The 13886-nt window shown below is 40.8% G+C and carries 10 protein-coding genes; 6 read left to right on the top strand and 4 right to left on the bottom strand.

Features of this window, described 5'->3' with window-relative positions; all coding sequences use genetic code 11:
* Positions 1 to 224 precede the first annotated feature (224 nt).
* Complete coding sequence (locus HWQ42_RS20375) at positions 225 to 488, bottom strand: hypothetical protein (protein WP_292815532.1); 264 nt, start codon at positions 486 to 488, stop codon at positions 225 to 227.
* Positions 485 to 3031: a proteasome protein gene (locus HWQ42_RS20370; protein ID WP_292815529.1), complete on the bottom strand. Its 2547-nt coding sequence runs from the start codon at positions 3029 to 3031 to the stop codon at positions 485 to 487. The genes HWQ42_RS20375 and HWQ42_RS20370 overlap by 4 nt, the downstream gene beginning before the upstream one ends.
* A gap of 1044 nt (positions 3032 to 4075) precedes the next feature.
* Between HWQ42_RS20370 and HWQ42_RS20365 the strand changes: the two genes are divergently transcribed.
* From HWQ42_RS20365 to HWQ42_RS20355, 3 genes are all read left to right on the top strand, one after another.
* Positions 4076 to 6820, top strand: a complete 2745-nt coding sequence (locus HWQ42_RS20365; RefSeq protein ID WP_292815647.1) for a PAS domain-containing protein — start codon at positions 4076 to 4078, stop codon at positions 6818 to 6820.
* Positions 6821 to 7197: 377 nt separating this feature from the next.
* On the top strand, positions 7198 to 7920 hold the full coding sequence (locus HWQ42_RS20360; RefSeq protein ID WP_292815527.1) for a cyclase family protein: 723 nt from the start codon (positions 7198 to 7200) through the stop codon (positions 7918 to 7920).
* 109 nt (positions 7921 to 8029) lie between these two features.
* Entirely contained in the window at positions 8030 to 9526 is a 1497-nt protein-coding gene (locus HWQ42_RS20355) for an aldehyde dehydrogenase family protein (RefSeq protein WP_292815524.1), read from the top strand.
* A gap of 47 nt (positions 9527 to 9573) precedes the next feature.
* On the opposite strand, the gene HWQ42_RS20350 is transcribed toward HWQ42_RS20355, so the two are convergent.
* Positions 9574 to 10278: a Uma2 family endonuclease gene (locus tag HWQ42_RS20350; protein ID WP_292815644.1), complete on the bottom strand. Its 705-nt coding sequence runs from the start codon at positions 10276 to 10278 to the stop codon at positions 9574 to 9576.
* 323 nt (positions 10279 to 10601) lie between these two features.
* On the opposite strand from HWQ42_RS20350, the gene HWQ42_RS20345 reads away from it, so the two are divergent.
* From HWQ42_RS20345 to HWQ42_RS20335, 3 genes are all read left to right on the top strand, one after another.
* On the top strand, positions 10602 to 10841 hold the full coding sequence (locus tag HWQ42_RS20345; protein WP_292815522.1) for a hypothetical protein: 240 nt from the start codon (positions 10602 to 10604) through the stop codon (positions 10839 to 10841).
* Positions 10842 to 10936: 95 nt separating this feature from the next.
* Positions 10937 to 11350: a DUF3368 domain-containing protein gene (locus tag HWQ42_RS20340; protein WP_292815519.1), complete on the top strand. Its 414-nt coding sequence runs from the start codon at positions 10937 to 10939 to the stop codon at positions 11348 to 11350.
* Between the two features lie 17 nt (positions 11351 to 11367).
* The gene (locus tag HWQ42_RS20335) at positions 11368 to 11754 is read left to right on the top strand and encodes a hypothetical protein (protein WP_292815517.1); all 387 of its coding nucleotides are present in this window, start codon (positions 11368 to 11370) and stop codon (positions 11752 to 11754) included.
* 630 nt (positions 11755 to 12384) lie between these two features.
* Here HWQ42_RS20335 and HWQ42_RS20330 read toward each other — a convergent pair.
* Complete coding sequence (locus tag HWQ42_RS20330) at positions 12385 to 13833, bottom strand: VPA1262 family protein (RefSeq protein ID WP_292815514.1); 1449 nt, start codon at positions 13831 to 13833, stop codon at positions 12385 to 12387.
* Positions 13834 to 13886: the final 53 nt, after the last annotated feature.

The following is a 13886-nucleotide window of genomic DNA, read 5'->3' as shown; positions in this document are numbered from 1 at the left end:
TTTCTGTTGTTTATTTTATAGCTGGCTAAAAACTGTAATGTTCTATCATAAAATTACAAATTTAGAGAATCATTGCGGTAAAAACTTTTAATTTTTGGTCTTGTAACACTGATTCTCTTTAGCACTGGCTTTTTTATTTGGCACCATATCTACGCCTACGCTTTTATATGAAAGGACGTAGGTGTAGCTCAAACTAGGTATTGCTATGAAAATTACGGTAGTTACTAAGTTGATGTTGAAGACTCTTGCTCAGTTGCAAGTCTTACTTGTTCGATAGTTAAATCAAGTAACTGGGCAACCTCTTCCATCGACATACCACGAGCTAAGAACCGAGATACAAGTTCAAGTTTTAGTTCTTCTCGTCTCTCTTGTTTAGCTTCTTGATAAACCCTAGTTTCTTCTAACTTAACTCCTAACATTGCTTCTACCTCTTCACGGCTTAAGTTTGCGAATTTATAAACTGCAATATCTCGACGCGATCGCGTCATGTCAAATCAAAATCGTCTGAGGGAGAAACAGCCGCCATTTCAGAAATAATCTGAAACCAAGTAGGAATTTGGATCTCAGATGGCAATTCCCCAGCTGCCAAATATCTTAGCAAAGTTTCTTTTTTTGAAAGGTTTTGCAGACTAGGAATAATTTGATCCAAAATACCTTCTAGTTCGGAATTAATTTGTTGATTAACTTCACTAACATACTGCACAAGATGGAGGCTGGCGCTAGCAGTAATTTCATCTCGCAGTCGCAGTACTAAAAGTTGGTGATTGCTGGATCTGAGTAAGCCTTGGCTTTTCTCTGGTGCCCAATCAAATATTTGACCAACGTTGTGTTTATCGTCTTGACGTGCTAAAGGGAAAATAATTTCGGGTGCAACGGTTTTGTCTTTACTACTGATTTCAGTGATAATTGCTTCTTTCCATTCGTTAGGGTCGCATCCTAGTAATAATTTGTAAAAGAGATCGGCATCTTCAAAACCAAATTTTTCTTCGATTTCTTGTTCCATTTCTGGGTGGAAAAATGCCTGCAATTGTTCGCGTTCTGGGGCTATATAATTTGATAATTGGTTCAACAAATCTACCACGGCTTGATGGATGCGATCGCGGGCAAAATCTTCTACTTCTTTAACGGTTTTCTCAAATACTGGATAAAAATCATCGCTCTTAGTCGGAAGGGAAGTATTTACGCGGTTTCCCCGATCGAATAATTTCCCGGCTGCACCTTTAGATTCTGCCAGAGCGATCGCTCCATTATTAGCTTTGTTGAAGAGTAAAGTCCACTGGTTCCAATTGAGGATTCTAAAGGTGAGTTCGTCTTTTACTACATCGCTGACGACAACACCGCGCCGGTCTTTGAGTGGTTCTTTGCCGATATCTTTTTGGAAATTTCTGTAGATTTTATCTAAGCTTTCGACCACAAAGCGCAATTCGATAAAAGCGGGATTATCGCCTGTGGGGATACCTTGCTCGTGAATTTCATCTATGATGTCTTTCAAGTGATCTTGTTGCTGACTCACCACATCAGCAGCTCTTTTAGTATCTTCATGAAGTTGCTTCAGACCATGAGTAGCTACGTGGGTTTGAATCAATTCCCGCAGCTTACTAAGTCCGCCATCTTGACTAAAGTAACCCAACTGTCTGCCCAAATAGCTACGGGTGTTAGATTCTATCAGCCGTTCACTTAATAGCTCCCATTTCTGTTGTAGCCGTTTAGACCGGTCTAGGTAATCAGGATAGTCTAGGTTAGCTAAAAATTCTGGTGAGCCTGCTTTGACTGTAGTAGAACGTTTTGCTAATTCAGCCAGTCCCAACAGTGGCGACAGTAAAACGATGCGGTCTTTTTGGGTTGTAAATGCTGCTGCACCGTCAATGGTAGTTTGCAGAACTTTGAGTTTTTGGAGAACCGTTTCCTCTTCTAAATGGCTATCTTCAATCAGATGGTCAAGTTCTCTTTCGCCACCCTCGCTATCTAAGGGTAGTTGATCGAAGCGACCCACACCGACAAGAATTAAATCTTTCAGGTCTTGGCCCGGTCGCTGCTGCTGCATCATCGTGAAGATTTTATTGGCGCGATCGCTCCCAGGAGATTTACCATTGAGCAATACCAAAATTGTCTGTACTTCTGCCAATTCTCGCAGTGACAAAAAGGTATCCCTAGCCCCCGAATTAGCAGCCCCCAATCCCGGAAAGTCGATGAGAATAAATTTAGCAGCGTCTGCAAAATCCCAAATTTCCCGTGAGATTTTCACATCGATATCGACGCGGCGGATTAGTGGGAAGCTATTTTGCAATAACTTTGTTGGTAGTCTCTGGGGTGGACTTGGTAATCTAATATGTGCTGGGGGTAGATCCTCAAATTTCAGAGTTTGGATTGCCATTGGCTGTTCAACGAGCTGTAGCCCCTCGCGGGCGGTGATAGCATCAATTTGGTAGTGCCCACCACACATAACCTCCCCATAAGCTTGATAAGCCCGCAGGAATAATACCAACTCCCGGAGTAAATAACGTAGCTCTAAATTGTTACTGCTATTCCACGCTTCTTCACACCAGCTAATAATATCTGTCCCAGAGTTGAGTTTCGATACTGGTATTGGAGGAAGCCCTGCTGCTGTTGTTCGTTTATTGGCTTCCCCTAGCATGAAGCGTAGACACTCATGTACTCCCTCATGAGAAAGATATTCTACTGTAAAGTTACTTAATTGCGTCGTTGCAAAATCATCTTGCGGAATAATATGTATGGCGGTAACATTACCTGTTGTGGGGTTTTCACTCACCGGTAAAGCATCTGCATATCCAATTAGACTGCCTAAAAGTAAGGTTTTTCCACTACTAAATTCTCCCATCACACCGATTTTGACAGGCGAAGTTGCCAGGTCCACAGTTTTCTGGGCAGCCGATCGCAAACGAAGAAGACAGTCATCAAGACTAGCTGGAACCCAATCTTCTTGTTTAGAAGGGTACTGGGGCACAGAATCTATCTTTCGGAGGATGAATTCGCCGTACTCCTTAAAACGGCCCAGTTTATCTGGTTCCATAAAGTAGTTTCCGCCTAACATTAATTTCTGTGAGCTTTATAACATATAAAATGCGATTACCAGCAATTGTTGCAACCAGTTGATATCACATTTAGCATTTCTCTCATTTAATTTGCGATTTTGCTATAGCAATCCTAAATCATTGGTAAGATTTGTTCTCTTTTTCTTGGCGTACTTCTCTACAAGATACTGTGCGTAACTCTACGAGTAATCAAGCTACATTGTAGTATTTCGTAGAGAGATAGTTCGTCATCACTTAGATTTCTCATCACTCACATAGGATTGCTATATAAGGCATTTTGACTAGTCAAGACTATTTTGAAAAATTGAGTTTTGTTGGGAACAATAAAAAAGAATACATTCATCATTATCCAAAATTAAAAATAAATAAAGTTGATTTTTATACCAAAAATTAGATAATAACTGCTTAATACAGACGTGGTTCTCAAACTCTTTTATACCCACTGATTTTAAGCAAGATAGATCCATCAGCCAGATTTTAATTCATGCTGAATTCTTCTTGATAAAAAATCAATATTTATTTTGGATAAAATTCTTGATTATTGTGAATTTTTTATAAAGATGTAAATGTGTTACAGAAACTCATATAGTTTTCGTAAAGCTAAATCAGGTTTTTGAGCAATGCAATTACATAGCTAAGATGAATTTATAAATGACTTCAAAAAAACAAAGTCAAACAAGCTTCCTGATATATAGATAATTTAAATTTCATAAAAAATGCTGAAGTTCATCTTAATGATAACTTCAGCGTTTTTTCAATTTATTTACAGTAAAAGAGGAATTGCTAGGCATATAAAAATAAATAAAGTATTAAGATAGTTAGAAGGTTGGCATAAACAAGATTATATCCATGTATTAAGAAGTCATATTTTCAGCATATTACCTCCATAATTTAGGCAGAGCAGGCAGGCAAAAGTGTTTTCTAAAAAGGTGCAGAGCTACGTTAAAGAAATCATAGTTGAAAAAGAAGAAATACAACAGGATGAAAAAGTATTTTGCCAGCAGGCGGATATTGCTCCTCTAATGATTTGGATGTCTGGATGCAATGCACTTTACTGTTACTTCAATTCTAATTGGCTGAAATTCACTGGAACACATCTAACAACAGCCGTGTCTGCATCTGCGCGAGAAGAGGAAATAGGCAATATTTGGACTGGCAGCGTCCATCCAGAAGATAGACAGCGATGCGAAGATATATACCTGAGAGCATTTGCGACGCACAATTCCTTCCAGAGACAATATCGCCTGCGTGGATCTGATGGCGAATATCGCTGGATTTTAGATACAGCCGCGCCACGATTTGCAGCAGATGGTAGCTTTGTCGGTTACATCGGTTATTGTGTCGATCTAACAGAAGTACCGATAGGGATAAGTCAACCTTCCATAACAGAAAGCAGCTCGCTATCTACAAATTTTTCTCGCCGTATACGTAAAATTACAGAAGATCAACTGCAAGCTGAAATTACCAAACGCCAAGCAGTTGAATCACAGTTACGCCAAAAAACATCAGAATTTGCAGCGATTTTGCAAGTACTTCCTGATTCATACTTTCGTCTTGATGCTGATGGAAGTATTCTGGATTACAAGCAAGGGTTGATAGAGAGTCTATATATTCCACCAGGAGACTGCCAGGGCAAGAGTTTGCGAGAATGCTTACCGACTGCTGTAGGCGATCGCTTCCATCAAGCAATAAATCAAGTACTTGAAACTCAACATGAAGTCAGTTTTGCATATACCTTACCGCTACCAGCAGAAAACAATAATTTTGAAGCTAGGTTATTACCATTACCAGACCAACAAATCATAGTTCTTGTCCGCGACACCAGCGACAACATCCAAGCAGCCTTAATAGAAAGTGATGCCAAGTTCCGCAGCATTGTGGAAAACGCCAACAACATTATTTTTGTGCTGACACTTGAAGGGATATTTTCTTACGTTTCTCCTAACTGGACTGAGATTTTTGGGCATGAGGTTGCAGAGGTTGAAGGCAAATCTTTTATTCCCTTCATACATCCTGACGATGTGCATATCTGTGCCGACTATTTCCAAAGAATTTTGACAACAGGCAAGAAACAAGAGGCAATTGAATATCGAGTTAAACACAAAAATGGTAATTGGCGATGGCATACAAGCAACTCATCTGCGATTAAAGATGCTAATGGCAATGTTTTGTACTTCGTTGGTATTTGCTATGACACTACTAACCGTAAAGAAACAGAAATAGCACTTAGAGAAAGCGCCCAGCGAGAAGCACTCCTCAATCGTCTTTCTAATCAGATTCGAGCTTCTTTGGATCTCAATCACATTGTGGAAACCGCAGTGCAGGAGATTCATAACTTATTTCAGGTCGATCGCTGCGTCTTCTTTTGGTATCAGCAAGACGCTGATGTACCATACTGGGAAAAAGTATATGAGGCGAAAAGTTCCTTTTTACCATGTCTACAGAACCAACAAGAAGCAACTCATGCCGAAATCAAACTAATCGCAGCCAAAACCTTGAACGGAGAAATCATCCGCATTGATGATACTGAGACTGTGGGCGATTCCATAGCACAGCAATTTTTGCAGGATTTTGGTTTCACTGCCTTTATGGCGCTGCCTGTACACACTCAATCTGGCGAAATTGGTGCATTTAGCTGTGGTTATTGTAGTGGCTTTCGGCCTTGGCTGAACAACGAAGTAGAGTTACTACAAGCAGTTACAGTTCAACTAGCGATCGCTATTGACCAAGCTAAACTTTACAGCCAAAGTCGCATCACCGCTCAAACAGCCCAAGACAAAGCCCAACAACTAGAAGCAGCACTGCTAGAACTTCAACAAACTCAAATGCAACTGATTCAAACTGAAAAAATGTCCAGTTTAGGACAATTGGTTGCAGGTATTGCCCACGAAATCAATAATCCCGTCAATTTCATCTACGGCAATATTAGCCACGCCCGTGAATATACCAAAGATTTGCTGCACTTAGTAGAACTTTATCAACAGAGTTATTGCCCACCAACACCAGAGATCGATCGACAAATCAATACCATTGATTTAGACTTTCTCAAGCAAGATTTACCCAAAATCCTGGAGTCTATGAAGATGGGAGCCGAACGCATTCGGCAGATTGTCCTATCTTTACGCAATTTCTCTCGCCTTGATGAAGACGGTATAAAAGCAGTGGATATTCATGAAGGGATGGATAGCACTTTGCTGCTATTGCAAAATCGCCTAAAAGCCAAACCAGGACATCCCGAAATCCAAGTAATCCGAGACTATGGCAATCTACCACCAGTAGTATGTCACGCTGGACAGATGAATCAGGTGTTTATGAATTTGTTAACAAATGCGATCGATGCTTTAGAAGAGTCATACGCTGCGGAAAGGCGTTCGCGTAGCGTCTCCAAGAGTTGCGCCTATGTCAATAGTCATACGCTGCGGAAAGGCGAAGCGTTTATGTCATTAGTAAACAACACTGAACAAAGGACAAACGATCAAGGAGAAATGACTTTTCCCCAAATTCGCATTCGCAGCCTCATTCAAGAAGACCATGTAATCATTAGGATTGCTGACAATGGCTCAGGCATGAGTGAGGAAGTACGCAAACGCTTATTTGACCCCTTCTTCACGACAAAACCTGTGGGTAAAGGCACAGGTATGGGATTATCAATTAGCTACCAAATCATAGTCCAAAAACACGGTGGCAACATCCAGTGTATTTCAGCACCAGAAGAAGGTGCCGAGTTTGTTGTGATGATTCCACTAAAGCAAGAACCCTCAACGTAGATATCAAACAATACAGATATGAGCGAAAAAACGTAGAGACGTAGCAGTGCTACATCTCTACAAGGGTTCTGGATAACGCATATTTAATTTCTAGAGATGTCTAATTTTAATCAAAGCTTAATTTAAACTTAACCTAATAGTTGTTAACTTAAGATTAACTCACTTTTTGCTGCAACATTTGAACCCCCTCAACAGCCTAAAATTTACAGGAATTGGGGGGATTATCTCTTTTAGTATAGGGAATTAGGTTGGAAAAACGTTGTAATGGTAGTACTATGTTTGCGTAGGCGTAGTCCAACCCAGATGATGTATACAACTATCTGCACCTACGTAACTGATAAAAAAATCCCTGAGTAAAAATAATATAGAAGGCTGGGATGATACAACCCCAAAGTCAAAATAGTATCACCTACACACGTGTTATCCACCTAAGTCATGTAATTGACGTAGATATTCCCCAATGGTCTGGAGATCCCATAGTAGAATTTGAGACTGTGGCTGAACTAAATAATGATGGTTATTACCTGCGGCGTTTTTCCTTGGGGGAACATAGCGCTACCCATATCAACGCCCCTAACAGTTTTCATAGTTATGCTGTGGGAATTGACCAATACCCAGCCCAGTCTTTGGTTGTACCTGCGGTAGTTATAAATATTTGCCAAGCCACAGCAGTTAATCCTGATTATGCCCTGACTATTGCTGATGTTTTGGCTTGGGAAGAAGAATATGGTGAAGTTTCTAGTGGCTGCGTAGTTATATTGAATACTGGTTGGCAGAAAAAGTGGTTTGATAAAAGTGCATTCCTCAATCATGATGCTCAAGGGATTCCCCACTTTCCAGGATTTGGCAGCGATGCCACTCAATTTTTACTTGATAAACGGCAAATAATTGGTGTAGCAATTGATACTCATGGTGTAGATCCAGGACAAGATAACAGTTTTGCGATTAACCGCTTGGTATTGGAAAAACCGCGCATTGTGTTGGAGAATCTAACAAATTTGGATCAACTGCCACCGAAAGGTACTACTCTAGCGATCGCACCTCTAAGATTACGTGGTGGTTCTGGTTCTCCTGTAGGAGTATTGGCGTTAGTGCCTTAACTTTTATATCGATATTTGGTTATTGCGCCAATTTCTTAAACTTGAGGATAACCTAGAAAGCAAGCAAACTTAATACACAAGTTTCAGTGGATCATCGGAGATTTTCAAAATGACAACTCCGCTATTTTGCCGCAATTATATAGACGGTCAATGGTTGAGTGCTATCGGTGAAGCAACTCTGGAACGCCGCAATCCTGCCGACAAAACCGAAGTCGTGGCCACATTTCCCCGTTCCCAAGTTAAGGATGTAGATACAGCAGTAGCCGCCGCCCGGAAAGCCTACCGCAGTTGGCGCCAAGTCCCAGCCCCAGCTAGGGCAGAATACATCTTTCGCGTTGGGGAAATATTACTTCAGCATAAAGAAGAACTTGCCCAATTAATCAGTCGGGAAATGGGTAAACCCTTGACAGAAGCTAGGGGAGATGTCCAAGAAGGTATTGACTGCGCCTTTTACAGTGCTGGCGAAGGAAGGCGGTTATTTGGGCAAACCACACCCTCGGAAATGTCCAACAAATTCGCTATGACTGTGCGGATGCCTATCGGAGTCTGTGCCTTAATTACTCCCTGGAATTTCCCTGTGGCAATTCCTTGCTGGAAAGCTATGCCAGCCTTGGTATGTGGCAATACAGTCATTCTCAAACCTGCTGAAGATACTTCCGCCTGTGCAACTAAATTGATTGAGATTTTTCAACAAGCAGGTTTACCACCAGGAGTAATTAACTTGGTGCATGGTGTGGGAGAGGAGGCGGGGAAAGCTTTAGTTGAGCATCCCAATGTAGATTTGGTGTCGTTTACCGGTTCCTCAGAAACAGGTGCTTTTGTCGGCGCGACTTGCGGCCGCACTCACAAGCGTGTCTGTTTGGAAATGGGTGGTAAAAACGCTCAAGTGGTGATGGAAGATGCGGATTTAGAACTTGCTCTCGATGGTGCAGTGTGGGGAGCTTTTGGGACAACTGGGCAACGATGTACGGCTACTAGTCGGCTGATTTTGCATCGTGATATCAAGGAAAAATTTACCGCGATGCTTTATGAGCGTACCAGTAAATTACGCTTGGGTGCTGGCAGTGACCCAGATACAGATATTGGGCCGATAGTCAATGAAAAGCAACTCCAGCAGGTGAGGAAGTATTTGGATATCGCTCGTGAGGAAGGGGCGAAGGTTTTAATTGGTGGAGAAATTGCTAGTGAAGGCTCATTAAAAAACGGTTACTTCTTTCAACCAACTATTTTGGATGATGTAACTCCTGATATGCGCGTCGCCCGTGAAGAGATATTTGGCCCAGTGGTGGTATTGATTGAGGTTAGTTCCTTTGAGGATGCGATCGCAATTCTCAACGATAGCAATTATGGTCTTTCTTCTTCAGTTTATACCCGCGATATCAACCGGGCTTTTACAGCCATGCGCGACATCGAAGCAGGTATCACCTATATTAACGGCCCGACTATTGGTGCAGAGGTACACTTGCCCTTTGGTGGTGTGAAACAAACCGGTAACGGACACCGCGAAGCTGGAACTACTGCTTTGGATGTTTTCACAGAATGGAAAAGTGTCTATGTTGACTTCTCTGGAAGTTTGCAACGCGCTCAGATAGATAACCGCAGTTAAGATAATGAACTATCTCTGGCTGTGCGAAAGTTTGAGCCAGGGGTAATTCATAGTAAATTTGGGTCAATTCCTTGTTGTTGTAATCTGGCTAAAAGTTCTTGAAGCTGCTGCTGAGTTTGTTCTAGCTGTTGTTGCTGTTGTGCGTTTACCTCTTCTGGAGTTTGGTATCTGTTACCATCTTGGTCATACCAAAACAGCCATTCTCGTGTTCTTCCTTGATAAATACCCTGTTCTCGTCCAATCCCTAAACCAATTTCTGGCATCCAAATTTGATCGCCGATTTGTAAAATATACTTACCTTCAACTAAGCGATAAACTTCTAAACGTTGACGCTTACGACGTAGCCGCGTTGGTGCATAAATGACGTAATATAAAATGCCTAATTGGGCATAATCTATTTTCTTTTGTTCATATTCGCCATTGTAGGTTTGAGAAACCACTTCTAAAGCTAAAATGGGCGTAATCCCTTCTTCTTCCCAGAAAACGTAACTAGAACGTCCGTTTTCTCCAACAAAACGTTCAACACCTAAACTCAAAAACCCATCGGGGACTATAGCTGGTTGTAATGGTGTATAGTAAATTCCCATGTTGATACCGAAAAACCAGTCATCACGGGTTTGCCAAATCGAGGCTAAGATGGCTAACAATAAATTAGGAATTAATATTTGTAGTTCGTTATCCACAGGGATATCATCAGAATCTGGTAATTCCGCCGATGAAGGTAGGCAGTCTAAGGGATTGTAGTTATACATAATACTTGGTGGTTGACAGTTATCAGTTAACACCATTTTTTCAGACTAGATGCAGAATTCCCGGAAGTGACTTCAGGGTTCTGCGATCGCTTAATTATAAAAACTTACTGCGAGCAAAGCAATCTCTGAGCAAAGCGATCGCTCTTTGATACCATTTTTTCAGATTAGATGCTCTAATAAGCCGCTTTCAGCCACGCTAGTACAGCAGGGCGTAAATAAGCCAACTATTTGGAATACCTGAAACGTTTTCACAATCTCCTAGACATTGCTTGCAGAAGTTTGGGAGAATCTAGAGGATATTCAGTCGGTAGCTTGAAATACCTATGACTAGTAAGGAAGAATTAAGAAGTGTTGCCTCAGAATTTCCATTATTTAATAATATTGAGCAAAAAAAAACATTTTTGTTTGTGATTGGGGCGTTATTTTCGAGAGTTATTAGTTTGAAAAAAGCCGCAGAAATCATGGAAATAGAACCTGATGTATTTCTTAAACTATTAGATGTAATCGGACTGGAATTTTCCTACTTGACTGAACAAGATATCGCTATAGAAAAGGATTGGTAGGGTGTTTGAAGGTTGTTTTTAACTCTTCTCCATGAATCTTTTTATCGCGTCTGAAATTTCTCGATATTTTTCTAGATTCTGCCGATGATTTTTATTTGCCAAATTTTGTTGCAGAAGAAATCAGTGCTAAATCTGATGCAGCTAGTCAGCAGGTAAAAGCTTTAATTGATGCCGACAAAATATTAGTTAAAGAAATTCAATTATTTTCCTTAGTCAATCGCCTAAATATGCGACTAAGGAGAGGAGAATCAGAGGCTATTGCTTTAGGCACTGAATTACAAACAGACTACATAATTTTAGATGACTTCGCAGCCAGAAAAGAAGCAACTCGACTGGGATTAAATGTTAAGGGAACCTTAGCAGTCATCAAGAAACTTCAGGTAGATGGCAAAATCACCATCAGTAGCACAGACCAATTGTATCAAGACATTCTGGCAATGAATTTCAGAGTCAAGCGTTGGCGTAGCCCGCCGCAGGCATCGCTCTTTGATGCCATTTTCTCAGATTAGATGCAGGGTTCACGGTAGTGGCTTCAGAGTTGACGTTAGTGACTCCAGGGTTGACGTTAGTAACTCCAGGGTTGACGGTAGTGGCTTCAGAGTTGACGTTAGTAACTCCAGGGTTGACGTTAGTGACTCCAGGGTTGACGGTAGTGGCTTCAGAGTTGACGGTAGTAACTCCAGGGTTGACGGTAGTGGCTTCAGAGTTGACGGTAGTGGCTTCAGAGTTGACGGTAGTAACTCCAGGGTTGACGGTAGTGGCTTCAGAGTTGACGGTAGTGACTTCAGGGTTGACGGTAGTGACTCCAGAGTTCGTTTTTGTTTGTTGCGATCACTTAATTATAAAAACTGATTACCAGCAAAGCAATCTCCGAAAAGTGCGATCGCTCTTGAACACCATTTTTTCAGACTAGATGCAGAGTTCATCTTTGTTTGGTGCGATCGCTTAATTATAAAAACTCATGGCCAGCAAAGCAATCTCTGAAAAGTGCGATCGCTCTTGAACACCATTTTTTCAAACTAGATGCAGGGTTCGTCTTTGTTTGGTGCGATCGCTTAATTATAAAAACTCATTGCCAGTAAAGCAATCTCTGAAAAGTGCGATCGCTTTTGAACACCATTTTTTCAAACTAGATGCAGGGTTCGTCTTTGTTTAGTACGATCGCTTAATTATAAAAACTCATTGCCAGCAAAGCACTCCATGAAAAGAGCGATCGCTCTTAAATACCATTTTTTCAGACTAGATGCAGAGTTCATCTTTGTTTGGTGCGATCGCTTAATTATAAAAACTCATTGCCAGCGAAGCAATCTCTGAAAACAGCGATCGCTTTGAATAAATCTTTTTGTTTTGCCCATAGACGCAAAGAAAACCGCAAAACAACTATTAAAAAAATATTTTTAGTCAAAAATTATACTAACTTCCTAACACTTGAGTTAGCTGTTGCAAGCACGACAAGCAAATATTAGCTTTATTCCAAGCTTCAGGGTTCTGAGAACGTAGAAATGGCCGGGAAATTACTCCTTGAGCAATAAACTTAAGCGTCTCAATTGTTTGTAACCATTCTTTGCGACAATCTAGACTTGCATGAGCAATTGCCCAAGCACAAACCTGGATCAATGATTAAAACTTTACTGGCAGTAGGATCACTACTGAGTTTCTGTAACCATTCAAAGAAACTCAAACGACCAGATTCATGCTCATTTTCTACCCATCCATTTTTGAAGAAATATCCATCAGATTGTGCTGGAAATAATTTCTGGGAAAAGTAGCGAATCTTTTGAGAAGCTAATACCCAGGCTTCAACATTTTTTCCACCAATTTGTAACCATTCATAATTCACTTGATTAAATTTTTGAGCCTTCTCAACTCGCTTTTTGATTCTCGATTTTGCAAATTCTGTTAGCCAGTTGGATGGTAAGTTAATTTGAGAACTTGACTGACCTAAATTCAGATTTAACTGCCACTGCGTTGGTGTTGAATGTTCATACCAGATTTCCCAGTTAGCAGAGTCGAATTTTTGAATCCATATCGTGACGATAACTGAGTTAATCTGTTCTTGTGCCTGAAATGAGACTGAAGTACTGGCTTGGTCAGAAATTTGACTTACTTGACATTCATCTAAAACAATAACTCCACCGTTTTTGGCACGGCATCGAATCAAAATACTCATCCCCGTTGGCAGAACATTTGGCGAAATTTCCAATTCTACTTGATTAGGTGCAGAATTAGTTTTGATGTAAACTTGTGATTGTTCTTCTTGATTTGCCGCCGGAAAGCATAGCCATTCTAAATTGCCCAATCGTTGACTATCTGCATTACAAAAGTCTAGTCCGGTTTCCTCTTTAAGATGAGTTAGACAAGTCGTAGCTAGTTCGTCTACCTTGGGTAATTTCTCGCCGTTGGATTGGCAAAATAGCTCTAGTTTATCAAGTCGGAATAAAGAACCTACAAAGGCAGAAACCCCATCAATTGAACTTGTTGGAGGTTTGAGTTGAGCAATGATAGGCAAAGTACTGAAAGATGTTTCCAAAAAAATTACTGGACGAATTGTAAAAGATTGATAAATTTTCTGTACTGATATTGCCAAACGGAACTGTTTAAACTGTTCATTTGGTTGAGGAATACCAATTTGTTCACACGCCTGACCTAAAGTCATTCCTTCGCATAAATGCTTAGTTAAATTAAAGATTACATTGCCGTTGTGATAAAAATTTAGTCTATGAATACGAAATTGGTGTGGCGTTACTTTCCATTCAGTAAGGGAGTTGAATGACCTCCACTGGCTTGGTATCTCTGAAGAACGAGGAATTACCCACCCATACAATAAACGGTATTCTCTGTTATTCTTGCCCATTTTGATTTCGAGCAGCCATAGATAAAGGGCGCAGGTATCAGCATCGTTTGGGCTGAATAATCTCTTTAGTCGAGAATCTTTGCTCAGATTCTCAAAGGATTGTGATAGGGTTACGTTGTTGGGAGGAAGTTGGGACATTGTTTGCAATATTTATTTACAACGTGGCTTTTGTGCAGGTATCTCTGCGACCA

Origin of the sequence: Nostoc sp. JL23 (assembly GCF_017115065.1) — a bacterium.
In the GTDB taxonomy this organism is placed as follows: Bacteria; Cyanobacteriota; Cyanobacteriia; order Cyanobacteriales; family Nostocaceae; genus Nostoc; species Nostoc punctiforme_A.
Note: the sequence above shows the minus strand (reverse complement) of the source record. Positions and strands in the feature narration are given on the sequence as shown.